Annotated in this window: 22 protein-coding genes; 10 read left to right on the plus strand and 12 right to left on the minus strand. The window is 64.8% G+C overall.

Annotated elements, in window-relative coordinates; genetic code table 11:
• Positions 1–7 precede the first annotated feature (7 nt).
• Positions 8–790 carry a glycosyltransferase family 25 protein gene (locus PI87_RS11180; RefSeq protein ID WP_039597772.1) on the minus strand — a complete coding sequence of 261 codons (783 nt, stop codon included), beginning with the start codon at positions 788–790 and terminating at the stop codon, positions 8–10.
• 290 nt (positions 791–1080) lie between these two features.
• Here PI87_RS11180 and msbA point away from each other — a divergent pair, with 290 nt between their 5' ends.
• Positions 1081–2748: a lipid A export permease/ATP-binding protein MsbA gene (gene msbA / locus PI87_RS11185; RefSeq protein WP_442965488.1), complete on the plus strand. Its 1668-nt coding sequence runs from the start codon at positions 1081–1083 to the stop codon at positions 2746–2748.
• Positions 2749–2793: 45 nt separating this feature from the next.
• Positions 2794–3390 carry a peroxidase-related enzyme gene (locus PI87_RS11190; RefSeq protein ID WP_039597774.1) on the plus strand — a complete coding sequence of 199 codons (597 nt, stop codon included), beginning with the start codon at positions 2794–2796 and terminating at the stop codon, positions 3388–3390.
• Between the two features lie 13 nt (positions 3391–3403).
• Here the strand turns inward: PI87_RS11190 and PI87_RS11195 are convergent, their stop codons facing one another.
• On the minus strand, positions 3404–4303 hold the full coding sequence (locus tag PI87_RS11195) for a LysR family transcriptional regulator (RefSeq protein ID WP_039597775.1): 900 nt from the start codon (positions 4301–4303) through the stop codon (positions 3404–3406).
• Positions 4304–4404: 101 nt separating this feature from the next.
• Here PI87_RS11195 and mdlC point away from each other — a divergent pair, with 101 nt between their 5' ends.
• From mdlC to PI87_RS11215, 4 genes are all read left to right on the plus strand, one after another.
• Positions 4405–6003, plus strand: a complete 1599-nt coding sequence (gene mdlC / locus PI87_RS11200) for a benzoylformate decarboxylase (protein ID WP_039597776.1) — start codon at positions 4405–4407, stop codon at positions 6001–6003.
• Entirely contained in the window at positions 6003–7487 is a 1485-nt protein-coding gene (locus PI87_RS11205; protein WP_052321484.1) for an aldehyde dehydrogenase, read from the plus strand. Before mdlC ends, PI87_RS11205 begins: the two co-directional genes overlap by 1 nt.
• Before the next feature lie 6 nt (positions 7488–7493).
• The gene (locus PI87_RS11210) at positions 7494–8429 is read left to right on the plus strand and encodes a ketopantoate reductase family protein (RefSeq protein ID WP_039597777.1); all 936 of its coding nucleotides are present in this window, start codon (positions 7494–7496) and stop codon (positions 8427–8429) included.
• Positions 8430–8611: 182 nt separating this feature from the next.
• A complete protein-coding gene (locus PI87_RS11215) occupies positions 8612–10003 on the plus strand; it encodes an MFS transporter (protein WP_052321485.1) in 1392 nt (463 codons plus the stop codon).
• Positions 10004–10027: 24 nt separating this feature from the next.
• On the opposite strand, the gene rng is transcribed toward PI87_RS11215, so the two are convergent.
• The 8 genes from rng to PI87_RS11255 form a co-directional block, all read right to left on the minus strand.
• Complete coding sequence (gene rng / locus PI87_RS11220; protein ID WP_039597778.1) at positions 10028–11497, minus strand: ribonuclease G; 1470 nt, start codon at positions 11495–11497, stop codon at positions 10028–10030.
• 138 nt (positions 11498–11635) lie between these two features.
• Complete coding sequence (locus PI87_RS11225) at positions 11636–12259, minus strand: Maf family protein (protein ID WP_039597779.1); 624 nt, start codon at positions 12257–12259, stop codon at positions 11636–11638.
• Positions 12256–12726 (minus strand): 23S rRNA (pseudouridine(1915)-N(3))-methyltransferase RlmH, encoded by a 471-nt coding sequence (gene rlmH / locus PI87_RS11230; RefSeq protein WP_027680941.1) that lies wholly within the window; start codon positions 12724–12726, stop codon positions 12256–12258. The genes PI87_RS11225 and rlmH overlap by 4 nt, the downstream gene beginning before the upstream one ends.
• A gap of 21 nt (positions 12727–12747) precedes the next feature.
• Positions 12748–13392 (minus strand): ribosome silencing factor, encoded by a 645-nt coding sequence (rsfS, locus tag PI87_RS11235; RefSeq protein ID WP_039597780.1) that lies wholly within the window; start codon positions 13390–13392, stop codon positions 12748–12750.
• 64 nt (positions 13393–13456) lie between these two features.
• A complete protein-coding gene (locus PI87_RS11240) occupies positions 13457–14167 on the minus strand; it encodes a nicotinate-nucleotide adenylyltransferase (RefSeq protein ID WP_039597781.1) in 711 nt (236 codons plus the stop codon).
• Complete coding sequence (gene hemF / locus PI87_RS11245; protein ID WP_039597782.1) at positions 14164–15072, minus strand: oxygen-dependent coproporphyrinogen oxidase; 909 nt, start codon at positions 15070–15072, stop codon at positions 14164–14166. The genes PI87_RS11240 and hemF overlap by 4 nt, the downstream gene beginning before the upstream one ends.
• A gap of 148 nt (positions 15073–15220) precedes the next feature.
• The gene (gene purD, locus PI87_RS11250; protein ID WP_039597783.1) at positions 15221–16489 is read right to left on the minus strand and encodes a phosphoribosylamine--glycine ligase; all 1269 of its coding nucleotides are present in this window, start codon (positions 16487–16489) and stop codon (positions 15221–15223) included.
• Between the two features lie 83 nt (positions 16490–16572).
• Positions 16573–17298 carry a YebC/PmpR family DNA-binding transcriptional regulator gene (locus PI87_RS11255; RefSeq protein WP_039597784.1) on the minus strand — a complete coding sequence of 242 codons (726 nt, stop codon included), beginning with the start codon at positions 17296–17298 and terminating at the stop codon, positions 16573–16575.
• Positions 17299–17481: 183 nt separating this feature from the next.
• On the opposite strand from PI87_RS11255, the gene PI87_RS11260 reads away from it, so the two are divergent.
• Both PI87_RS11260 and PI87_RS28505 read left to right on the plus strand, forming a co-directional pair.
• Entirely contained in the window at positions 17482–19041 is a 1560-nt protein-coding gene (locus PI87_RS11260) for a helicase HerA-like C-terminal domain-containing protein (protein ID WP_039597785.1), read from the plus strand.
• 154 nt (positions 19042–19195) lie between these two features.
• Positions 19196–19348, plus strand: a complete 153-nt coding sequence (locus PI87_RS28505; protein ID WP_084209933.1) for a DUF3149 domain-containing protein — start codon at positions 19196–19198, stop codon at positions 19346–19348.
• A 112-nt stretch (positions 19349–19460) separates the two neighbouring features.
• Here PI87_RS28505 and upp read toward each other — a convergent pair whose 3' ends face one another.
• Entirely contained in the window at positions 19461–20111 is a 651-nt protein-coding gene (gene upp / locus PI87_RS11265; protein ID WP_039597786.1) for a uracil phosphoribosyltransferase, read from the minus strand.
• A 68-nt stretch (positions 20112–20179) separates the two neighbouring features.
• Entirely contained in the window at positions 20180–21658 is a 1479-nt protein-coding gene (locus PI87_RS11270) for an NCS1 family nucleobase:cation symporter-1 (protein ID WP_039597787.1), read from the minus strand.
• 199 nt (positions 21659–21857) lie between these two features.
• Between PI87_RS11270 and PI87_RS11275 the strand changes: the two genes are divergently transcribed.
• Positions 21858–22784, plus strand: coding sequence for a DMT family transporter (locus PI87_RS11275; RefSeq protein ID WP_039597788.1), 927 nt, complete (start codon positions 21858–21860; stop codon positions 22782–22784).
• 22 nt (positions 22785–22806) lie between these two features.
• Positions 22807–23598 (plus strand): SDR family oxidoreductase, encoded by a 792-nt coding sequence (locus PI87_RS11280; protein WP_039597789.1) that lies wholly within the window; start codon positions 22807–22809, stop codon positions 23596–23598.
• Positions 23599–23604 lie beyond the last annotated feature (6 nt).

Raw genomic sequence — 23604 nt, forward strand, 5'->3', positions numbered from 1 at the left:
TTCGCGCTCACCAGGTCTTCTTCTGCTTGGCGATGCCGCGGAAGGGACGCACGAAGATCTGATACAGGAACTTGTGCACGAAGAACAGGTGCAGGCGATGGCGGAGCCACCGCTGGTTATCGCCTTCGCGGCCCTTGATGACGCGATCGGCTTCCAGGTTGGAGCCGCTGTCGAAATCCTGCACGCTGATCACATAGGGCACGACCGCACGCATCTGCACGATGCCCTCGCGCTCGAACTTGGACCAGTAGTCTGCCGCCAGCCACACGGGGTAGAGCTGCTCGACCATGCGTTTGGCCGCTGCGCGTGTGACGAAATAGCCGTGCGCCAACCACTGGTTGTTCGCCAGCTTCACCATATCGTGGCCAGCGTTGAGCGGTTTCGCGCTGCGCTTGTGGTAACGGTCGATGTGCGTGAGCAGTGTCACCACGGGTTCGTCGGGTGAGACCTGTTGCATCAGCGCATCGAGCACGGCGGGCACATCGACCCCAAGCTTCGCGTCATCCTCCAGGATGAGTGCGTAGGGCAGGTCCTGCTCCAGCATCGCGCGGTAGACGCCCAGGTGGCTCAGTGCGCAGCCAACCTCGCCGACGGTCAGCGAGCGGCTTTCGGCAACGGCGCGGGCTTGGTCGTAGTGGCGCGCCAGTTCATCGGCGGGGAGTGCTTTGCCGTACACGCCGGGAAAGCGCGTGTGCGGCAGGCCAAGTGCGTCGAGCTGGTCTTCGAGCGCTTGGCGTCGGCTGACGTCGTGCTCGAGGTTGATGAAGAACGTGGGAACGCGCGAACTCATGCGGAAGAATCAGGTGACGCAGCAATGCGCCTTGGCTGTGGATTGTGCTGCCAGGATGGGCCGGAACAGGCGCATTGCCGTAAAATGCCGGGTCGCCCGTCTGTCGGATGGCAGGCGCGCCATGCACATGTTGTCGGCAGTGCACGTTGCGATGCGGCGCAATCTGCCCACCCTTATTTGAAAACGCCGTGAGTATACAAGCAAAGTCTGACCATCAAGACCCCTCCAAGCCGCTGCTCAAGCGCTTGTGGACGTACCTGCGTCCTGAGCTCACTGCGTTCATCCTGTCCATGGTTGCCATGGGCGTGGTGGCGGCCACGGAAGGGATCATCCCCAAGGTCGTGAAGGATCTGCTGGACCAGGGCTTTGGCGGTGAATACGCCGGCAAGCTGTGGCAGGTGCCGGCCATGCTGGTGGGCATTGCCGTAGTACGCGGCGTGGCGCAGTTTGCGTCCACCTATTTGCTGAGCCTGGTGTCGAACAAGGTGCTGCTGAACCTGCGCGTGAAGATGTTCGAGCGTCTGTTGCAGGCGCCGGCGTCGTACTACCAGCAGAACACGGCGGCGTCGATCATCAACGCCGTGATCTTCGAGGTTAACCAGGTGCTGCAGGTGCTGACCGGCGTGTTCATCACGATGGTGCGTGACTCGATGACGGTGCTCGCGCTGCTGGTCTTCCTCTTCTACACCAACTGGCGCCTGACGCTGGTGGTGGCGGTGATCCTGCCGATCATCGGCCTGCTGATGTCGCGCATCAACCGCCGCCTGCGCTCGCTCAACCGCGAGAGCCAGAACCTGACCAACCAGGCCGCCTACGTGGTGGAAGAGGCTGTCGGTGGGTACAAGGTCGTCAAGCTGCATGGCGGCGAGGCCTATGAAACGTTGCGCTTCAACGCCATGACCAACCGCCTGCGCAGCTATGCCATGCGCGTGGCCGTGGCCGGCGGCCTGAATCAACCGGTGACGCAGTTTTTGGCGGCGCTGGCGCTGTCCATCATCCTGGCGATCGCCATGATGCAGGCGCAGGCCAACCAGACGACGGTCGGCGGCTTTACCGGTTTCGTGATGGCGATGCTGCTGCTGATCTCGCCGCTCAAGCACCTGACGGACGTGAACCAACCCCTGCAGCGTGGCCTGACTGCCGCAGAGTTCATCTTCGGCCTGATTGATACGCCCATCGAACCGCAGGAAGGCGGCAAGCGCATTGACCGTGCCCGCGGCGATATCCGTTTCGATCGTGTGACCTTCCGCTACGGCGCGGATGGCAAAGCGGCGCTCGACAATGTCGACCTGCATGTGAAGCCGGGTGAAGTGGTTGCGCTTGTCGGCCCTTCGGGTAGCGGCAAGACCACGCTGGTGAACCTGATGCCGCGCTTCTTTGATCCGACCTCGGGCACCATCTCGCTCGATGGCGACGCGCTGTCCGACCTGTCGCTGCAGGACCTGCGCCGTCAGATCGCCTTCGTGAGCCAGGACGTGGTGCTGTTCAACGACACCATTGCCGCCAACGTGGCGTATGGCGCGCGTGACGCATCCGAGATCGACATGGCGCGTGTACGTCGCGCACTGGAAGCCGCTTACCTGACGGACATGGTGGACAACCTGCCGGAAGGAATCGACACCAACATCGGCGACAACGGCTCGAAGCTGTCCGGCGGCCAGCGCCAGCGCATGGCGATTGCGCGTGCCATCTACAAGGACGCACCGATCCTGATCCTGGATGAGGCGACCTCTGCGCTCGACTCGGAATCCGAACGCCAGGTGCAGGCTGCGCTCGAACGGTTGATGGAAGGCCGCACGACGCTGGTGATCGCGCACCGCCTGTCGACCATCGAAAACGCGGATCGCATCATCGTGCTGGAGCACGGCAAGATTGCCGAAGCCGGCACGCACCGCGAACTCATCGACCGCGATGGGTTGTATGCTGGACTGCATCGCATCCAGTTCGCCACGCAGTAAATCCCCTGGGCGGCGTGCTCAAGATGCTCAATCCAAGGAGACATCGTGACGACCACCACGCCGCCCATCAGCCGGTTCCCCGTTCCTGAGCTGGCTGACATTCCGGAAGATATTCGCGCGCGCATCCTTGAGGTGCAGGAGAAGACCGGCTTCGTGCCGAACGTCTTCCTTGCGCTGTCGCATCGGCCCGATGAGTGCCGCGCCTTCTTTGCCTACCATGATGCGCTGATGCTGCGCGAAGGCAGCAGCCTGACCAAGGGCGAGCGCGAGATGATCGTGGTCGCCACATCCGGCGCCAACCAGTGCCTGTATTGCGTGGTCGCACACGGCGCCATCCTGCGCATCTACGAGAAGAATCCGCTCGTGGCCGACCAGGTTGCCGTCAACCACCGCAAGGCCGACATCACCCCGCGCCAGCGCGCCATGCTCGATTTTGCGATGAAGGTTTGCAACGCCTCGCACACCGTCAATGAAGCCGACTACGACGCGTTGCGCGTGCATGGCTTCGATGACGAGGACATCTGGGACATCGCTGGCATCACGGCCTTTTTCGGTTTGTCGAACCGCATGGCGAACGTGATTTCGATGCGGCCGAACGATGAGTTCTTCCTGATGGGCCGCCTGCCGCGCGAGAAGAAGTAGGACGCCGGTCGGTCTAGGCTGTCAGCTCGCGCAACGCTTCGAGCAGCTTGACGGCAGGGCTCGGCAGGATGCCGTGGCGACGTCGGAACGCTGTGAGCGTGCGGCGCGCCACCAGCCCGGGAATCGGCAGCGGTTCGATCACGCCGGCGCGGCGTTCGGCGTCGATCATCGGCTCGGCCATCCAGCTCAGGAAGCCGGAGCGCGCCACCAGGCTCTTGAGCGCCGTGACCGAGCGCGTTTCCACCACGATGTTGGGCAGCCCCAGGCCGGCCGCCTCGAACACCTGCTGCATGTGCTCGTAGGGGCCCGTGCCGCGCGGCGGGATGGCCCACGGCGCAGACATCGTATCGGCCAGTGTCAGGGCAGGGCGCTTGCGCAATGGGTGTTCCGGCGACGCGACCACAAAGCTCGCGTCTTCCCAGCGGCAGTCAGCAATCGCGATGATCTCGTCCGTATCCGGCATCGCCATGGAAAGCGCGAGATCGATCTCATGCTTGACCAGTCCCTCGGCCAGCCGGTCCCACACGCCTTCCAGAATCTCCACACGCAGGTTCGGCCAACGCGCCACCACCGTGCCGACGGCCAGCGGCAGGACGTAGCTGGCGATGCTGCCCACGGCACCTACGCGGATGGTGCCCTTGGCGAGCCCACGCATCGCGTCAATCTCTTCTCGTGCGTAGTCGGCCTCGCGCTGCAGCAGTGTGGCGTGCGGCAGCAGCGCCTGTCCGATGACGGTGAGCTGCATGCCCTTGGAGTGCCGCTCGAACAGCGGCGCGCCGACCTCGTCCTCCAGCCGCTTGATGATGCGGCTCAGCGCCGGCTGGGTGACGTGTAGGACCTCTGCTGCGCGCCCGAGGCTGCCGGCCGAGACGATGGTGGTGAAAGCGCGCAATTGGCGCAGATCGAAAGGCATGCCAAAAGGTAATGACTTTCGCCTGAAAATTCAATATCGCGCAAGGTTAGCGACTCCCATACTGGGCGGCCAATGCAAGAGGAAACACGAGGAGACGCTGCATGACCCGCACTTCGCTCGCGCTTGTCACCGTGCGCGACGCCACGATCGAGTTGCTTCGCCGGCTCGGCATGACCCACGTGTTCGGCAATCCGGGCTCGACCGAGCTGCCGATGTTCCGCGACTTTCCGGAGGACTTTCGCTACATCCTTGGCCTGCAGGAGGCCGTGGTGGTGGGCATGGCTGACGGCTATGCGCAGGCGACCGGCAACGCCGCTCTGGTGAACCTGCATTCGGCGGCCGGTGTCGGCAACGCGATGGGCAACATCTTCACGGCGTTCAAGAACCGCACGCCGCTGGTGATTACGGCCGGGCAGCAGGCGCGGTCCATCCTGCCGTTCGATCCGTTTCTCGCCTCCAATCAGGCGACCGAGCTGCCCAAGCCGTACGTCAAATGGAGCATCGAGCCAGCGCGTGCGCAGGATGTGCCGCTGGCGCTTGCCCGCGCGTATCACATCGCCATGCAGGAGCCGCGCGGGCCAGTGCTGGTGTCCATCCCCGTCGATGACTGGGATCAGCTGACCGAGCCTGTCGCCGTGCATGAAGTGTCGTACGAGGTGCGACCCGATCCGGCGACGCTCGCGCGCATTGGCGATGCGCTGGATGCGGCGCAGCGGCCGGCATTTGTGGTGGGGGCGGCGGTGGACCGCGCAGGTGCCTGGGATGCCGTTGTGCAGTTGGCCGAAGCGCATAACGCCCGCGTGTTCACAGCGCCAATGGCAGGGCGTGGCGCCTTTCCGGAAGACCATCGACTGTTCGCCGGTTTCCTGCCGGCGATGCGCGAGAAGATCGTCTCGCTGTTGCAGGGGCACGATGTCGTGTTCGCGCTAGGCGCACCGGCGTTCACGTATCACGTGGAAGGGTATGGGCCGCACGTGCCCGTGGGCGCCAACCTCGTGCAACTGGTCGACGATCCGGCCACGGCATCTTGGACGCCCGAGGGCATCTCGGCTGTCGGCAACATCCGCCTTGGTGTGCGGGACTTGCTGGCCAGGCCAGCACCGCCCGCTCGACCACTGCCAGCACCCCGCGTCAAATCGCCGCGAGCGGAGCCGACATCTCCCATGTCCACCGCCTTCGTCTTGCAGACGCTCGATGCCGTACGCGGCCCTGCGGATATCGTCGTTGAAGAAGCTCCCAGCGCACGCTCCGTCATGCAGGCCTATCTGCCGATGCGTTGCGCAGGGGCTTTCTACACCATGGATAGCGGGGGATTGGGCTATGGCATGCCCGCTGCGGTGGGTGTGGCGCTGGCCAGGCCCATTGGGGGAGAAGGGCGCGTGATCGGCCTGATCGGCGATGGATCAAGCATGTATTCCATCCAGGCGCTGTGGAGCGCATCGCTGCTCAAATTGCCCATGACGTTCGTGATCCTGAACAACCGTCGCTATGCTGCCCTGCAGGAATTCGCGCCGGTGTTCGGCTTCGCGCCCAATGACCCGGTACAGGGCACCGACTTGCACGGCATCGACTTCGTCGGGCTGGCCCGCGCCATGGGCTGCACCGGCGAGCGTGTGACTGACCCGCACGCGCTGGAGGCCACGCTGCGCACCGCGCTGCAATCCACCGGACCAACCTTGATTGAAGTGGAGATTGCCTGATGACGAACACGAATGTCGCCCCGCTGGAAGGGACGCAAACCATCTCGATGCTGATCAACGGCGAGCGCGCGCAAGCCAGCAACGGCGCGGTCTTCGAGCGTCGCAACCCGCTCGATGGTTCCATCGCAACACGCGCGCCTGCAGCGACGGTGGACGATGCGCGCCGTGCGGTCGATGCCGCCGCCGCGGCTTTCCCCAGCTGGGCTGCCATGGGGCCGACTGAGCGCCGCACGTTGCTCATGCGCGCTGCCCAGGCGCTCGAAGCCAAGGGTGCCGCGTTTGCCGCTGCAATGGCTGCGGAGACGGGCGCCTCCGCGTTGTGGGCAGGCTTCAACGTGCACCTGGCCGCCAGCGGCCTGCAAGAGGCTGCCGCCATGGTCACGCAGATTGCCGGCGAGATCATTCCGTCCGATGTGCCTGGCAGCCTTGCGATGGGTGTGCGTCAGCCTGCGGGCGTGGTGCTTGGCATTGCGCCGTGGAATGCGCCGGTCATCCTGGCTGTGCGTGCGATCGCGCTGCCGCTGGCGTGCGGCAATACCGTCGTGCTCAAGGGCTCGGAGATCTCGCCCGCCACGCACGGGCTCATCATCGAAGCGTTGCAGGAAGCGGGGCTGCCCAAGGGCGTCGTCAACTTCGTGACGAACGCGCCGGCCGATGCCGGTGCCATCGTGGAGGCAATGATTGCGCACCCGGCGGTGCGGCGCGTCAACTTCACTGGCTCGACGCGTGTGGGGCGCATCATCGCGCAGACGTGCGCAACGTATCTGAAACCCGCTGTGCTGGAGCTGGGCGGCAAGGCGCCGCTGCTGGTGCTGGCCGATGCGGACATTGATGCTGCGGTTGACGGCGCGGCGTTCGGTGCGTTCGCCAACTCGGGCCAGATCTGCATGTCCACCGAGCGCATCATCGTCGACGAAGCCATTGCCGATGCGTTCGTTGCCAAGCTGGCTGCCAAGGCCGCGTCGTTGCCGCTGGGTGATCCGCGCAAGGGGCCGGCGGTACTTGGTTCAGTGGTCGACATGAGCACGGTCGAACGCTGCAACCACCTGATCGACGATGCACTCGCCAAGGGTGCGAAGCTGCTGTGCGGCGGCAAGGCCACCAGCACGTTGATGCCTGCCACGCTGCTCGACCACGTCACCCCCGACATGCTGATCTACGCAGAAGAATCATTCGGCCCGGTCAAGGGCATCGTGCGCGTGAGCGGCGACGATGCCGCCATCGCGTGTGCCAACGACAACGCCTACGGTCTGTCGTCCGCCGTGTTCAGTCGCGATGTGGCGCGCGCCATGAATGTGGCGCGTCGCATCGAATCCGGCATTTGCCACATCAACGGCCCGACCGTGCACGACGAAGCGCAGATGCCGTTTGGCGGCGTCAAGGCAAGCGGCTTCGGGCGTTTTGGTGGCCGCGCGGGCGTGGCCGAGTTCACCGAGTTGCGGTGGATGACGGTGCAGACCACGCCGCGCCACTACCCGTTCTGACAGGCTATGAAGATCGCGATTCTTGGCGCGGGCGCCATGGGCTCGTTGTTCGGCGGGCTGCTGGCGGAAACGGGCGAGCAGGTCACGCTGCTCGATATCAATGACGCGCAACTTGGTGCGATTGCCGCTCACGGCTTGCGGCTGGAAACCGACACGGGTGACCGCTACGTGCGCAACTTGCAGGTGCTGCGCCCGAGCCAGGCAACGCAGGTGCCGGATCTGCTGATCGTCTTCACGAAGTCGATGCACACGCGCGCCGCGCTGGCGAGTGTGCGCCAGCTCATCGGGCCGTCAACGTACGTGCTGACGCTGCAGAACGGTCTCGGAAACGTGGAGGCATTGGCCTCGGTGGTGCCGCAGGAGCGCATCCTCGTCGGCGTGACGACGTGGCCTGCGGATCTGGCCGGGCCAGGGCACGTGCGTTCACACGGCGCGGGTGTGATCCGCATGATGACCGTCGACGGTGCCGATCGGCCGATGCTGGAACGTGCCGTGCATGCGTTGTCCGACGCGGGCTTGCAGTGCCGGGCCGACGCCAACGTGTGGGGCGCTGTCTGGGAGAAGGTTGCGTTCAATGCGGCACTCAATCCGCTGTGCACGGTGCTCAACCGTCCGGTCGATGCGCTGGGTGCGGTGGAGGATGGACCGACACTCGCCCTGACCATTGTTGAAGAGGTGCTGGCGGTAGCGCGCGCAAGCGGCGTCAGCGTCGATGCCGTCAAGGTGAGCGACAACGTGCGCCACGCCATCGTCGCGCATCGCGGGCATAAGCCGTCGATGCTGCAGGACGTGCTTGCAGGACGCCCGACGGAGATTGAGTCGATTAACGGCGCCGTGGTCGTCGCGGCGCGCCGGTATGGCGTGCATGTGCCTCACACTGAAACGCTGATGCAGTTGGTGCGCTTGGCGCAGGCGCAATTCACGCATCCGCAAACACCCTAGTTGAACAGGAGGAGGGCTCGCCTATATTGTTAACGTGTTAATTAATTGGCGCGCAGACGCCAGCCCAATGGAGACAACCACATGCTGTGCTGCTTCAGACTGGCGGGCGCGTCTAGCGCGCTTGCACAGGCGTACGCGACGGATTTGCCCTGCGACCGCTCAACCTCCGAAGGGAGGCCGACATGAGCCAGGATCGCGCGCCCATCGATATCGGCAGTGTCCTGGACGATGGGCCATTTTCGTTTGCCCAGAAGGCTGCCGTACTGCTCGCCGCGTTTGCCATCGTCATGGATGGTTTTGATGGGCAGTTGATCGGTTTCGCCATCCCCGTGCTCATCAAGGAATGGGGCATCACGCGCAACGCATTCGCGCCGGCGGTGGCGGCCGGGTTGATCGGCATGGGCATTGGCAGCGCTCTGGCCGGCCTGTTTGCCGATCGCTTTGGGCGACGTTGGGCCCTGATCGGCAGCGTGTTCGTGTTTGGCGTGGCGACCTGCATGATCGGCTTCGCCCCCAATGTGGCGACGATCGCCGCGCTGCGCTTTATCGCAGGCCTGGGCATCGGCGGTGCATTGCCAAGCTCGACAACAATGACGGCTGAGTTCACACCGGCCCGGCGCCGGACGCTGGCCGTGACCGCCACCATCGTGTGCGTGCCTCTGGGCGGCATGCTGGCCGGGATGTTTGCCGGCCATGTGCTGCCGATCTACGGATGGCGTGGGTTGTTCTGGATTGGTGGCGCGTTGCCGCTGGTGCTCGGCTTCGTGCTGGTCGCTGCGCTGCCGGAGTCGCCTCGATTCCTGGCGCGCCGCCAGTCGCACTGGCCGCAATTGGCCGAGCTGCTGACGCGCATGGAGCGTGCCACGCCGGCTGATGCCGCCTTTACCGATCTGGCAGGCCAGAAAGTCATCCAACACGCGGGCTTCCGCTCACTCTTTGCCCCAGGGCAGGCACGTGACACGGTGGCGTTGTGGTCGGCATTCTTCATGTGCCTGCTGGCGGTTTACGCGGCGTTCAGCTGGCTGCCGACCATGCTGGCTTCAGAGGGGCTGAGTGTGGCCGTGGCGGGTCAGGGTTTGACGGCCTACAACCTGGGCGGCGTGATTGGCGCGCTGGTGTGCGCCGTGGCGATAGCACGTTGGGGTTCGCGCTGGCCGATGGCACTGTGCTGCATCGGCGCCGCGCTGAGCGCGTTCGCGATGCAGGGCGTGGATGCCCGGCAGAGCACGCAGTTGCTGATCGTCGGCTTGGGCCTGCATGGCCTGTTTGTCAATGCAGTGCAGTCGACGATGTATGCGCTGTGCGCGTTCGTCTATCCGACGGCAGTGCGCGCGACCGGTACCGCCTCAGCCGTGGCGTTCGGGCGTCTGGGTGCGATCCTGAGCGCATTTGCGGGCGCCATGGTCATCACCGCGGGTGGTTCTAGCGCATATCTGGCGATGCTGGGGATCGCCATGCTGGTGGTGCTGGGTGCGTTGCTGATGATGCGGGAGCAGATTCCGCGATTGACCGCGCGCGCTGCGCCTATGGTGGCCGCTGCGCCGGTGCCGCACGGCAGTCCGGCCAAGCCGTAGCCGCCGTGCCAGCCTGGGGCAGTGCTACATCAGGATGATGTCGTACTGCTCCTGGCTGGCCGCAGACGATTCCACCTGCAGCGAAATCGGCTTGCCGATGAAGTCACCCAGCATCGCCAGATGCTGGCTTTCCTCTTCCAGGAACAGATCAATCACCGACTGCGAAGCCAGGATGCGGAACTCGCGCGGATTGAATTGCCGTGACTCGCGCATGATCTCGCGCAGGATGTCGTAGCACACCGTGCGCGGCGTCTTCACCTGGCCCTTGCCCTGGCACACGGGGCACTGCTCGCACAGCACGTGCGCGAGCGATTCCCGCGTACGTTTGCGCGTCATCTCTACCAGTCCGAGCTGCGAGAAGCTGTTGACCGTGATGCGTGTGCGGTCGCGCGACAGTGCTTTGCGCAACTCGGCCAGCACCGCATCGCGATGCTCGGCAGACTCCATGTCGATGAAGTCGATGATGATGATGCCGCCCAGGTTGCGCAGCCGCAGTTGCCGCGCGATGGTGTGCGCGGCTTCCAGGTTGGTCTTGAAGATCGTGTCGTCAAAGTTGCGCGCGCCCACGTAGCCGCCGGTGTTGACGTCGATGGTCGTCATCGCCTCGGTCTGGTCGATCATCAGGTAGCCGCCGGATTTCAGATCCACCCGGCGCGACAGCGCGCGCTCGACTTCCGCTTCGATGTTGTACAGGTCGAAGATCGGACGCTCGCCGGTGTAGTGCGTCAGGCGTTCGACTACGGCCGGCGTGTATTCCTGCGCAAATTCGACGAGCTTCTGATAGTTCTCGCGCGAATCGACCTGAATGCTGCGCGTCTCGTCTGTCACGAAATCGCGCAGCACGCGCTGGGCGAGGTTCAGGTCCTGATACAGGATCGACGGGGCAGGCAGGGTGGTGGCGTTGTGGCGGATGGTCGCCCAGATCTTGCGCAGGTACGCAACGTCATTGGCGAGCTCTTCGTCGGTCGATTCTTCGGCGATGGTGCGCACAATAAAGCCGCCGCGCTCGTCAGCGGGCACCATGGCGGTCACGCGCGCGCGCAGCGCTTCGCGCTCGGCCTCGTTACCGATCTTCTGCGAGATGCCGATGTGCGGGTCTTGCGGCAGATACACCAGCGTCCGGCCGGCAATGCTGACCTGTGTAGAGAGGCGCGCGCCCTTGGTGCCGATCGGGTCCTTGATGACCTGCACCATCAGCGCCTGGCCTTCGAACAGCGTTTTCTCGATCGCGACTTGCGGCGTGGGCGGGGCGTCCTTGGCATCGCGCGGGTGCCAGATGTCGGCCACGTGCAGAAACGCCGCACGCTCCAGCCCGATATCGATGAAGGCCGACTGCATGCCCGGCAGCACGCGCACCACCTTACCCAGGTAGATGTTGCCGACCAGCCCGCGCGTGAGCGTGCGCTCGATGTGGAGTTCCTGAACGGCGGCTTGCTGGACGATGGCCACGCGCGTTTCTTGCGGCGTGATATTGACGAGGATGTCTTCGGACATGGGGATACCTGGAGAGCGGGTTTCAGCACCCGCCTCTGGGCTGAACAGGTTGCCCGAAGCGTGTCTTGAAACCGGCCCTCGCACGCTGTCCGGTGCGTGCGTCAGCGGCCGGTCAGGGGGCGCGGGTTACAGCGGAATCTACAGCGTGATGCCAGCCTGTGCGAGCAGTGCTGCCGTCTCGAACAAGGGGAGACCCATGATACCCGAATAGCTTCCCGAAATATGGGCGACAAAGGCGGCTGCGCGCCCCTGGATGCCGTACGCGCCGGCCTTGCCAAACGGCTCGCCGCTGGCGATGTAGCGGGCAATGTCGTTGTCTGTCAGCACGGCAAAGCGCACGTCGGAAATGGACAGCGCGTGCATCGGCGTGCCGCTGGCGGTAACGACGGTGACGGCGGTCAGCACGCGGTGTTCGCGGCCGGACATGCCGCGCAGCATGCGGTGGGCATCTGCGGCGTCGGTGGGCTTGCCGAGGATCTCGCCGCCCAGGCACACCGTGGTGTCGGACGTGAGGATCGGCAGGGCGGGGAGATGGCGCGCAATGCGGCGGCGCACAGCTGCCTGCGCCTTCAATGCGCAGACGCGCTGGACGTAGTCGTCGGGCGTTTCGCCGGGGAGCACGGCTTCGAGTGCTTCGGCATCTTCATCGCCATCGGCCAGCAGCAGCTCGAAGCGCGCGCCGATCTGGCGCAGCAACTCCTGCCGACGCGGGCTTTGCGAAGCGAGATAGAGGTGTGGCGCGCCCAGTGCGTCCATGGTCATACGCGATGGTATGGGTGGTTCTGCGTGATGCTCCACGCGCGGTAGAGCTGTTCGGCCAGCAGCACGCGCACCATGCCGTGCGGCAGCGTCAGGCTCGACAGGCGGATCAGCGTGCGGGCTTTCGCCTTGAGCGCCGGGTCCAGCCCATCCGCACCGCCGATCACGAAAGCGATGTCGCCGCCTTCCTGCTGCCAGCCCGTGAGGGATTCGGCCAGGGCGACCGTGGTGAGGTCCTTGCCGCGCTCATCCAGCGCAATCATGCGGCAGCCCTTGGGCAGCGCGGCTTCGATGCGCGCGGCCTCAAGCTGCATGACGGTGGCGGCGGTGCGGCTGCCCGAGCGCTGCTCGGGCTTGATCTCGCGCAGTTCGATGCGCAGCTCGGGTGGCATGCGCTTGGCATATTCAGAGAAGCCGTCCTCGATCCAGGACGGCATCTTGTGCCCGACGGCAACGATCAGCAACTGCATGGCGAGACTGCCTGCTCGGCGTTACGCCGCGCGCTTCTTGGCCGGAGCGCGCTTGGCTGCCGTCTTGGTCGCCGTTTTTGCGGCGGCTGTTTTTGCAGTCTTCGTGGCGGGCTTGCCGGTGCCAGCTGCGCGCTTGGTAGCAGGCTTCTTGGCAGCGGTCTTGGCGGGAGCCTTCTTGGCCGGTGCTGCAGCTTTGGTCGGGCGCTCACCAGCCAGCGCGGGCTTGGTAGTGCGGCGCTTGGCCGGGGTGACTTCCTCGTCAGCCTCATCCTCGTCGTCATAGCCCTCGCTGGCCTTGGGCAGGCCGCGCTTGGCACCGGTACCACCAAGCTCGACGCGCACCGGCTTGTCACCCCAGATTTCTTCCAGGTTGTAGTACTGGCGCAATTGCGGCTGGAAGATGTGGACCACGGCGTCGCCGCAGTCAACCAGCACCCATTCGCCCACGTCTTCGCCTTCCACGGCGATGACGTGACCGCCGGCTTCCTTGACGGCGTCACGGACGGACGCGGCCAGAGCCTTGGTCTGGCGGTTGGACGTACCGCTGGCGATGACCGTGCGGTCGAACAGTTCGGTCAGGTGCGTCGTGTTGAAGACCTTGATGTCTTGCGCCTTGACGTCTTCGAGCGCGTCGACGATCACGCGTTGTAGTTTGCGAATATCCATACTGAGTGAGAAGAACGTTTAAAAGGCGAGAAAAAAGGTCAAAAAAGCGCTTGGGGAAGCGCGGTCAGGCACTGACCGTGCCATTGGCACGGCGGTACAGCGAATGCGATTGGATCAGGTCGGCAACACCGGCAGGCAGGTCGGCGTCGCAGCGCGCGCCGGTAGCAAGTTGCTGGCGCAGGCGGGTGGACGACAGGTCGACGGCCAGCGTCTGGTCGATCCACATGTGACCGGCGGGTGCGCATTGTACCAATGCCGTGTCGCCCCGGCGCACATCGAGTTCACGCTGCACCGGCACATGCAGCGCGTGCAGGTCGAAACCGGGTCGCGTGGCCACACACAGGTGCACGTATTCAAACAAGTCTTGCCAGCCGTGCCAGGTGTCCAGACCAACGAGCTGGTCCGCGCCCATGAGCCAAGCCATGGACGTATCGGGGCCGTAGACGCCGCGCAACTCGCGTACGGTGTCGATCGTGTAGCTGGGGCCGTGGCGATCGACTTCCATGCTGCTCACGTGAACCCGGGCGCGCCCGCCGCGTACCGCTTTGGCGGCCAGTTCAGTCATGGCAAAGCGCAGCGGGGCGGGTGTGATGTCGGCGGCTTTCTGCCACGACACGCCGGTCGGAATCCACAACAGCTCATCTAGGTCAAGCCGGGCGATGCACAGTTCGGCCAGGGCGATGTGACCGACATGCGGCGGATCGAACGTGCCGCCCAGCAAGCCCAGGCGGTAGGGGCGGTCGAGATCGGGGCGGACGAAGGTGGGAAGCGTCATACCCAGTCGCGCGCCGGCAGGAAATCGGTGTACAGCGCCGCTTCCGGGGAGCCCGCTTCGGGCTGCCAATCGTAGCGCCAGTTGGCCACGGGCGGCATCGACATCAGGATCGATTCCGCACGGCCGCCGCTTTGGAGGCCGAACAGCGTGCCGCGGTCAAACACCAGGTTGAATTCGACATAGCGGCCACGGCGATAGGCTTGGAAATCGCGTTCGCGCTCGCCGTAGGGCGTGGCGTGGCGTTGCTCGGCGATGGGCCGCCAGGCGGGCAGGAAGGCGTCGCCCACCGAGCGCATCATCTCGAAGCTGCGCTCGAAGCCGAGTTCGGCAAAGTCGTCGAAGAAGATGCCGCCGATGCCGCGCGCTTCCTTGCGGTGCTTCAGATAGAAATAGTCGTCGCACCACTGCTTGAAGCGCGGGTACAGCTCGTCGCCGTAAGGGGCCAGGGCACCCTGGCAGGTGCGGTGGAAGTGCGACGCGTCGTCGGTGAAGCCGTAGTAGGGTGTCAGGTCCATGCCGCCGCCGAACCACCAGACGGGCTCGGCATCGGGCCGCACGGCGACGAAGCAGCGCACGTTCATGTGCACCGTCGGCACGTACGGGTTGCGCGGGTGGAAGACCAGCGACACGCCCATCGCCTCGAAGCCGCGCCCGGCCAGTTCGGGCCGGTTGGCGGTAGCGGAGGGGGGCAGGGTGTCGCCCATCACGTGCGAGAAGCCGACGCCGCCGCGCTCCAGCAACGCGCCGCCTTCGAGGATGCGGGTGCGGCCGCTGCCGCGCAGGCGCTCGGTGGGCGGTTTGTCCCACGCATCGGTGGCGAAGGTGCCGCCGTCGAGTGCGCCGGCAGCGGTGGTGATGCGGTCCTGCAGGTCCAGCAGGTAGGCGCGGACGGCTTGGGTATCCATCAGATTCGGGCGGGGCCGCTCGTGCGGCCGAGTCATGCGGTTGTCACCATTGTAGCGGGCGGGCCGCTGAAGCAAGTCCGGGATCACCCTGGGTGACGGATGCCGCGCCTGCCCTGAATTGGGGCATCGGCGCGGTCAAACAGCAGGTTTAGTGACGAATGGCGCGGTGACCAATATCGGTGCGGTACTGTGCGCCATCGAACTGGATCTGCTCGATCGCGCCATATGCTGCCCGCTGGGCCGCCTTAACGGTGTCGGCTAGGCCGACGACGCACAGCACGCGGCCACCGTTGGTGGTCAGCACGCCGTCCTTGAGCGTGGTGCCGGCGTGGAAGGTGACGCTGTCTTCCGTCTCCTTCGGGATGCCGGTGATGACGTCACCCTTGCGCGGTGTTTCCGGGTAGTTGTGGGCGGCCATCACCACGCCCAGCGCGGTGCGGCGGTCCCAGTCGAGTTCCATGCCGTCGAGCTTGCCGTCGATGGCGCGGTCGAGCACGTCGTACAGGTCGGTCTTCATGCGCGCCATGATGGGCTGCGTTTCCGGGTCGCCCATGCGGCAATTGAATTCGAGCGTCTTGGGCGTGCCGTCGGCGTCGATCATCAGGCCGGCGTACAGGAAGCCGGTGTAGGGGATGCCGTCTTTCTCCATGCCACGGATGGTCGGCATGATGATCTCGCGCAGCGCGCGGGCGTGCAGCGTGGGCGTGACCACCGGCGCGGGCGAGTAGGCGCCCATGCCGCCCGTATTGGGGCCGGCGTCGCCGTCGAGCAGGCGCTTGTGGTCTTGGCTGGTGGCCAGTGCCACCACGTTCTTGCCATCGCACACGACGATGAAGCTGGCTTCTTCGCCGGCCAGGAATTCTTCGATCACCACGCGTGCGCCGGCATCGCCCAGGCGGTTGTCGGCCAGCATCATGTCGATGGCGCCATGTGCTTCTTCCAGCGTCATGGCCACGACCACCCCCTTGCCGGCAGCCAGGCCGTCGGCCTTGATGACGATCGGGGCGCCTTCTTGGTCAACGTACGCGTGCGCCTGTGCGGCGTCGCTGAAGGTCTGGTACTTGGCAGTCGGAATGCCATGACGATGCATGAACGCCTTGGCGAAATCCTTCGACGATTCGAGCTGCGCCGCGGCCTGGGTCGGCCCGAAGATGCGCAGGCCCTTGGCTCGGAACAGATCGACGATACCGGCAGCCAGCGGTGCTTCCGGGCCCACCACCGTGAAGTGGATGCCTTCGCGCTCGGCAAATGCGGCCAGCACTTCCGGATCCGTGATCGGCAGGTTTTGCAAGCGCTTGTCGAGCGCCGTGCCACCGTTGCCTGGCGCCACGTACACCACCTGCACCTTGGGCGAGCGTGCCAGCTTCCATGCCAGGGCGTGCTCTCGACCGCCCGAACCGACCACCATCACTTTCATGCTGTACCTGCCTAAAAATTCGAAATCTGGAAAACAAAAACGGCGATCGTGGGTTCGATCGCCGTTATGCGCGCGTCCCGGTCTTACTCTCCGATGACCGCGTTGGTGAAGACTTCCTGCACGTCGTCCAGGTTTTCCAGGACGTCGAGCAGCTTCTGCATCTTGACCGCATCTTCGCCGGTGAACACGACTTCGGTCTGCGGCTTCATGATGACTTCGGCCAGCTCCGCCTTGAAGCCGGCGGCTTCCAGCGCAGTCTTGACCTTGCTGAAATCGTGCGGCGGGCAGATGACTTCCAGCGCGCCGTCTTCGTGGGTGACGACGTCGTCAGCGCCGGCTTCGAGCGCGGCGTCCATCAGCTTGTCTTCGGGCGTGCCCGGGGCATAGATGAACTGGCCGATGTGGTCGAACATGAACGCTACCGAGCCCGATGTGCCCATGTTGCCGCCGTACTTGTCGAACCCGTGGCGCACTTCCGCCACCGTGCGCGTGCGGTTATCGGTCAGGCAGTCGACGATGATGGCTGCGCCGTTGATGCCGTAGCCTTCGTAGCGGATTTCTTCGTAGTTCGCGCCTTCCAGGCCACCCACGCCGCGGGCAATGGCACGCTGGATGTTGTCCTTGGGCATGTTGGCGTCGGTGGCCTTGTCCATGGCCAGACGCAGGCGCGGGTTGGAGTCGGCATCGCCGCCGCCCAGACGGGCCGCCACGGTGATTTCCTTGATCAGGCGCGTCCAAATCTTGCCGCGCTTGGCGTCGGCAGCGGCTTTTTTATGCTTGATGTTGGCCCATTTGGAATGACCGGCCATGAAACTCTCCGAGCGGAATGCGGTGGAAATAGTGCGATGCATGGCGCCCAGATGGCGGTCTGACGCCACCTGCGCGCTCTATAATCGGTCGCAGATTTTAGCATGCTGCACACGTCCGCCGTCCCGTCCATCCGGTCGACTTGTGCGTGTGGTATCCCCCTGATTGATCCTTGTCCAAACGCCATGACCGATCCCATTCTGATTGCCAAGAACGCCAAAGCCGAACTGGTGCTCCTGCCCCAGCTCGCCAACCGGCATGGCTTGATCACCGGCGCCACCGGCACCGGCAAGACCGTCACCCTGCAGACCATCGCGCAAGGCTTGTCCAAGATCGGCGTGCCGGTCTTCCTGGCCGACGTGAAAGGTGACCTGACCGGCATCTCGCAGCCGGGCCAGTCGAACGACAAGCTCAAGGCGCGCCTGCAGGAGCGTGGTCTGGAAGAACCGCAATGGGCCGGCTGCCCGGTCACGCTGTGGGATGTGTACGGCGAGAAGGGTCACCCCGTGCGCGCCACCGTGTCCGACATGGGCCCGCTGATGCTTGCGCGCATGCTGGAGCTCAACGACATCCAGACCGGCGTGCTCAATCTTGTCTTCAAGATTGCGGACGACTCCGGCCTCGCGTTGCTCGACATGAAGGACCTGCGTGCGATGCTGCAGCACGTCGGTGAGCATTCGTCGGACTACACGAACAAGTACGGCAACATTTCGTCGGCCAGCATCGGGGCCATCCAGCGCAACCTGATCGCGCTGGAAGAGCAGGGCGCCGACAAGTTCTTCGGCGAGCCGATGCTCGACATCAACGACCTGATGCAGACCGTGCGCGGCCAGGGCGTGATCAACATTCTGGCGGCGGACAAGCTGCTCAACGCCCCCAAGCTGTACGCGACGTTCCTGCTGTGGATGCTCTCCGAGCTGTTCGAGCATCTGCCGGAAGTGGGCGACATGGACAAGCCGAAGCTGGCCTTCTTCTTTGACGAGGCGCACTTGTTGTTCAACGATGCGCCGCCCTCGTTGCTGCAGAAGGTGGAGCAGGTGGTGCGGTTGATCCGCTCCAAGGGCGTGGGCGTCTACTTCGTGACGCAGAATCCCGCTGACGTACCCGACACGGTGCTCGGCCAGCTTGGCAATCGCGTGCAGCACGCGCTGCGCGCCTTTACCCCGCGCGACCAGAAGGCCGTGAAGGCGGCGGCCACCACCATGCGCGCGAACCCCGAATTCAACATCGAACAGGCGATCGGCGAGCTGGCTGTGGGTGAGGCGCTCATCTCCATGCTGGACGAGGGCGGTCGCCCCGAGATTACGGAGCGTGCGTTTGTTGTGCCGCCCGCATCGCGCATCGGGCCGATCTCGGATGACGAGCGCCGCGCGCTGATTGCCAATTCGCTGGTGGCCGGTCGCTATGACACGGCAATTGATCGTGAATCGGCTTATGAAAGCCTGACCGGACGTGTGGCGGCGGGCGGGGCAGCACCTGCGCCGACCTCGGGTTCGATCGGTACGGATTTCGGTGCCTCTAGCGGTTCAGCGCCGGTTCCGGCCCCCGCACCTGCGCAGGAGGGCGGTGGCTGGCTGGGTGAGGTCGGCTCGATTCTGACCAAGGGCACGGGGCGTACCGGCCGTGGCGATTCGATTGTCGAAACGCTGGCCAAATCGGCGACACGTACGATCGGCTCGACCATCGGGCGTGAAATCGTGCGCGGGGTACTGGGCAGCATCCTGGGCGGGTCGAAGAAGCGCTGAGCGTTTCTGACCTGCGTCAGCCATCCAGCAGCGCGCTGGATGAGACCGCTCCTGCGCTTGACCGCACGCAATACCTAGCCCGCCAGTCTCCCTAGACTGCATCGGGCCGAGGCATCATCCGGTGCCGCGGCCCTCAATCCGGGAGATTTGGCATATGACCGCACTCAAGATCTTGTTCACGACCGATACCGGCCTGGCGAGCCTCGCCGTCATCGGCTTTCTCATCGGCATGGGCGCCTTCTTCTCGCGCCTCTTCGTCCGCAAGATGCGTGAAGAAGAGCGTGCCGCCAAGCAGCGCCAGGCTTGATCGGACGCAGCTGCCGGCGTCCGAGGGCTCCCGCTACCTCACGGCCATCGCGCGCACCAAAGCAAACAGCCGGCATTGCCGGCTGTTTTTGTTTGCGCAAAACGAAGCGCGATCAGTTTTTCGTGCCGAACAGGCGGTCGCCCGCATCGCCCAGGCCAGGGATGATGTAGGCGTTTTCGTCCAGGTGCGAATCGAGCGAGGCCACGAACAGCTTCACGCCCGGATGCGCCTGCTGGAACACTTCCACACCTTCCGGCGCGGCCACCAGGGCCAGGAAGAGGATGTTCTCGTCCGGCACGCCGCGCTTCTTCATCACGTCGATGGCATGCACGGCCGAGTAGCCGGTGGCGACCATCGGATCGCACAGGATGAAGGTGCGGTCTTCCAGATCCGGCAGGCGCACGAGGTATTCCACCGGGCGATGGTGCTCGTCACGGTACACACCAATGTGGCCGATGCGCGCCGACGGAATCAGCTCCACCAGCCCATCGCTCATGCCCACGCCTGCGCGCAGCACCGGCACCACGGCCAGCTTGCGGCCCGCGATGACGGGCGCTTCCATCGGGCCCATCGGCGTGTCGATGTGGCGGTTGGTCAGCGGCAGGTTGCGCGTGATCTCATAGCCCATCAGCAGCGTGATCTCGCGCAGCAGCTCGCGGAACGTGCGCGTGGACGTGTCCTTGTCGCGCATGTGCGTGAGCTTGTGCTGGATCAGCGGGTGATTGAGGATGAACAGGTTCGGAAAGCGCGGATCTTGTTTCATAGCGGCGAGGGATTCGGTTTTGGGGCGCATTGTACCGGCGCGCCCCTTGGGTCGATTGTCTGGGCGGCTTAGCGACGACCGCGCATCAGGATGATGTACACCACGGCCGAAATCGCCAGCCCCACGAACCATGCATACGTGTACAGCGCCTCGAACACGCCCGGCACGCTGGCCACGAAGCCGGCCTGCTTGAAGAAGCCCGGCAGATTGGGCAGCACGCCGATGATGAGCGCGACGATGGCGCGGCCGTTCCAGCCGTTGCCGTAGCCGTACGGGCCGTCCACGCGGAACAGCTCACCGGTCTTGAGCACGGTGCGGCGCACGAGGAAGTAGTCGACCATCATGATGCCGGCCACCGGGCCCAGCAGCGCACCGTAACCGACCAGCCACGTGAAGATGTAGCCCTTGGTGGTCTCCAGAATCTTCCACGGCATCATCGCCAGGCCGACGCCCGCCGTAATGTAGCCGCCGATGCGGAACGAGATGCGGTGCGGGGCCAGGTTCGAGAAGTCATACGCCGGCGACACCACGTTGGCAGCAATGTTCGTCATCAGCGTGGCGGTGATCAGCGCCAGCAGCGCAACGATGACCGACGGGCCCGTCATCTTGCCGGCCAGCGTGACCGGATCCCAGATGGCCTGGCCGTAGATGACCACCGTGGACGAGGTGACGAGCACCGCCACCAGTGCAAGCAGCCCCATCGGCAGCGGCAGACCGATCGCCTGGCCGACAAGCTGATCACGCTGGCTGCGCGCAAAGCGGGTGAAGTCTGGAATGTTCAGCGCCAGCGTGGCCCAGTAGCCGACCATGGCCGTGAGCGACGGCCAGAAGAAGCCCCAGAACTCGCCGGCGCGCTTGCCGCCCGCCGCAAACGCCGACGGCGCCGACAGCATCGGGCCAAAGCCGCCTGCGTTGATGTACGCCCACCAGACCAGGCCCAGCGCCGCCAGGATCAGCAGCGGGGTGGCCAGCGCCTGGAAGCGCTTGATCGACTCCAGCCCCTTGGTGATCAGCCAGATGTGCAGGCCCCAGAACAGCAGGAAGCAGAACCCCTGGCCCGGATTGATGCCCAGGCCGGGAATGTTGCTGCCCACCAGCATGTTGTCGGTGACAACGTTCAGGATCGTGTAGATCGCTTGGCTGCCCAGCCACGTCTGGATGCCGAACCAGCCGCACGCCACGATGGCCCGCAGGATGGCCGGCAACTGCGCGCCGCGCACGCCGAACGACGCCCGCACCAGCACAGGGAAGGGAATGCCGTACTTGGTGCCCGCGTGGCCCACCAGCACCATCGGCACCAGCACGATCAGGTTGCCCAGGAACACCGTCAGCACGGCCTGCCACCAGTTCATGCCCTCGCTCATCAGGCCCGAGGCCAGCATGTAGGCCGGCACCGACACCACCATCGATACCCACAGCGCGGCGTAATTGGTGGCCGTCCAGGTGCGGGCGGCCTGCGGGGTAGGGTTGAGGTCTTCGTTCCAGAGGGTCGGATCGGGTGCCTCGGCGGTACCCGCGGAGTAGGCGGGGGAGGTGGATTGGCTCATGGTGATGTGTGGAATCCGTTGTCGTTTTAGATATTCGGAATGCAGGCGCGATTGTACGGCGGAGCAGGGCGCTTCCAAGCGAATCTCGTGCCACGTGCAGCGCACTCCCCGTCGGAACGTTTTGCTGAATTCACATACAATCGACCGCGCTCCCCGACTCTTGTCACTACGCGCCTTGCGCGCATCCACGCCCTCCGTTGTGACCACCGCGTCTTCTGCGTCCTCCACCTCCACGCGTACCACTGATACTGGTGGCTTGCTGCTCGCCTCGGTGGGCGCCGTGCTGTTCTCGGCCAAGGCGATCGTCGCCAAGCTGATGTACCGCTATCAGGTCGACGCAGTCATGGTGATCACGCTACGCATGCTGCTGGCGGCGCCGCTGTTCATGGCGATGGGGTGGTGGCAGTCGCGCCGCGCGGAGCCGCTGGCCCCGGCAGATCGCTGGCGCATCGTCGGCCTCGGCATCATCGGTTATTACCTCTCCAGCTTTCTGGATTTCCTGGGCCTGCAATACATCACCGCGGGGCTGGAGCGGCTGATTCTGTTTCTGACGCCGTCGTTCGTGCTGCTGATCACGTCGACGGTGTTCAAGCGTCGTATCACCGGTTTGCAGTGGGTGTCCCTGGCGCTGGCGTATGCCGGCATCGTGCTGGTGTTTGCACACGACCTGAACCTGGGTGGCAACAACGTGTGGCTGGGCGGCGGGTTGGTACTCGCCAGCGCCATCAGCTACGGTATCTATCTGCTGGCCAGTGGTGAACTGGTCAAGCGCGTGGGCTCGATGCGGCTGGTGGCCTATGCCATGTGCGTGTCAACGGTGGCGTGCATCATCCAGTTTCTGGTGCTGCGGCCGGTGTCGGCGCTGGTGCTGCCTTGGCAGGTGTACGGGTTGTCGGCCATCAATTCAGTGTTTTGTACGGTGGCGCCCGTCACCATGACGATGATGGCCGTCGCCCGCGTTGGCGCACCGGTGGCATCGCAGGCAGGCATGATCGGGCCGGTGTCGACGCTGCTGCTGGGCTGGTGGCTGCTGGGCGAGCCGATCACCGTGTGGCAGATCGCGGGTAGCGCACTGGTGCTGGCCGGCATGGCGTTGCTGTCGCGCCGTGGCAGTCAATCCAAATAACGATCACAAGGAGTCAGACAGGATGGATTTGGGGCTGAAAGGCAAGCGCGCGTTGGTGTGCGGCGCGAGCAAGGGATTGGGCTTCGCCTGCGCCGATGCGCTGGCGGCCGAAGGCGTGGATGTGGTGATCGTTGCTCGCGGCGCTGAAGCCTTGCTGGCGGCAGCCGAACGTATCCGCAATGCACACGGCGTTCGCGTGGAAGCGGTTGCCACCGACATCACCACCCCGGAAGGCCGGGCCGAGGCGCTGCTCGCGTGCGAGCGCCTGGGCGGCTCGCCCGACATCCTCGTCAACAACGCGGGCGGCCCACCGCCGGGCAACTTCCGTGATTGGGATCGCGATGCGTGGACGGCGGCCCTCAACGCCAACATGCTGACCCCCATCGACCTCATCAAGGCGACCGTCGACAAGATGATTGAGCGCCGCTGGGGCCGCATCATCAATATCACCAGCAGTGCGGTGAAGGCGCCGATCGATGTGCTTGGCCTGTCCAACGGCGCGCGCTCAGGCCTGACCGGCTTTGTGGCGGGCCTCGCGCGCGACGTCGCCAAGCATGGCGTGACCATCAACAACCTGCTGCCCGGTCAGTTTGAAACCGACCGTTTGACCAAGACGTTTGAAGCTGGCGCCAAGGTTGCCGGCATCAGCGTGGAAGAGAATTTCGAACGCAAGCGCCAGGGCAACCCGGCGCAGCGCTTCGGCCAACCCGCGGAGTTTGGTGCCGTGTGCGCCTTCCTCTGCAGCCAGCACGCTGGTTACCTGAACGCGCAGAACATCCTGCTGGATGGCGGCGCTTTCCCCGGCACTTTCTAAGTCCAG

It is taken from the genome of Ralstonia sp. A12, assembly GCF_000801955.1.
GTDB lineage: Bacteria > Pseudomonadota > Gammaproteobacteria > Burkholderiales > Burkholderiaceae > Ralstonia.

Excerpts from the sequence above, each read along its gene's own strand:
- PI87_RS11180 (WP_039597772.1), bottom strand. The coding sequence starts at position 790 with ATGAGTTCGCGCGTTCCCACGTTCTTCATCAACCTCGAGCACGACGTC.
- msbA (WP_442965488.1), top strand. The coding sequence starts at position 1,081 with ATGGTTGCCATGGGCGTGGTGGCGGCCACGGAAGGGATCATCCCCAAG.
- PI87_RS11195 (WP_039597775.1), bottom strand. The coding sequence starts at position 4,303 with ATGCCTTTCGATCTGCGCCAATTGCGCGCTTTCACCACCATCGTCTCG.
- mdlC (WP_039597776.1), top strand. The coding sequence starts at position 4,405 with ATGACCCGCACTTCGCTCGCGCTTGTCACCGTGCGCGACGCCACGATC.
- PI87_RS11205 (WP_052321484.1), top strand. The coding sequence starts at position 6,003 with ATGACGAACACGAATGTCGCCCCGCTGGAAGGGACGCAAACCATCTCG.
- PI87_RS11210 (WP_039597777.1), top strand. The coding sequence starts at position 7,494 with ATGAAGATCGCGATTCTTGGCGCGGGCGCCATGGGCTCGTTGTTCGGC.
- PI87_RS11215 (WP_052321485.1), top strand. The coding sequence starts at position 8,612 with ATGAGCCAGGATCGCGCGCCCATCGATATCGGCAGTGTCCTGGACGAT.
- rng (WP_039597778.1), bottom strand. The coding sequence starts at position 11,497 with ATGTCCGAAGACATCCTCGTCAATATCACGCCGCAAGAAACGCGCGTG.
- PI87_RS11225 (WP_039597779.1), bottom strand. The coding sequence starts at position 12,259 with ATGACCATGGACGCACTGGGCGCGCCACACCTCTATCTCGCTTCGCAA.
- rlmH (WP_027680941.1), bottom strand. The coding sequence starts at position 12,726 with ATGCAGTTGCTGATCGTTGCCGTCGGGCACAAGATGCCGTCCTGGATC.
- rsfS (WP_039597780.1), bottom strand. The coding sequence starts at position 13,392 with ATGGATATTCGCAAACTACAACGCGTGATCGTCGACGCGCTCGAAGAC.
- PI87_RS11240 (WP_039597781.1), bottom strand. The coding sequence starts at position 14,167 with ATGACGCTTCCCACCTTCGTCCGCCCCGATCTCGACCGCCCCTACCGC.
- hemF (WP_039597782.1), bottom strand. The coding sequence starts at position 15,072 with ATGGATACCCAAGCCGTCCGCGCCTACCTGCTGGACCTGCAGGACCGC.
- purD (WP_039597783.1), bottom strand. The coding sequence starts at position 16,489 with ATGAAAGTGATGGTGGTCGGTTCGGGCGGTCGAGAGCACGCCCTGGCA.
- PI87_RS11255 (WP_039597784.1), bottom strand. The coding sequence starts at position 17,298 with ATGGCCGGTCATTCCAAATGGGCCAACATCAAGCATAAAAAAGCCGCT.
- PI87_RS11260 (WP_039597785.1), top strand. The coding sequence starts at position 17,482 with ATGACCGATCCCATTCTGATTGCCAAGAACGCCAAAGCCGAACTGGTG.
- PI87_RS28505 (WP_084209933.1), top strand. The coding sequence starts at position 19,196 with ATGACCGCACTCAAGATCTTGTTCACGACCGATACCGGCCTGGCGAGC.
- upp (WP_039597786.1), bottom strand. The coding sequence starts at position 20,111 with ATGAAACAAGATCCGCGCTTTCCGAACCTGTTCATCCTCAATCACCCG.
- PI87_RS11270 (WP_039597787.1), bottom strand. The coding sequence starts at position 21,658 with ATGAGCCAATCCACCTCCCCCGCCTACTCCGCGGGTACCGCCGAGGCA.
- PI87_RS11280 (WP_039597789.1), top strand. The coding sequence starts at position 22,807 with ATGGATTTGGGGCTGAAAGGCAAGCGCGCGTTGGTGTGCGGCGCGAGC.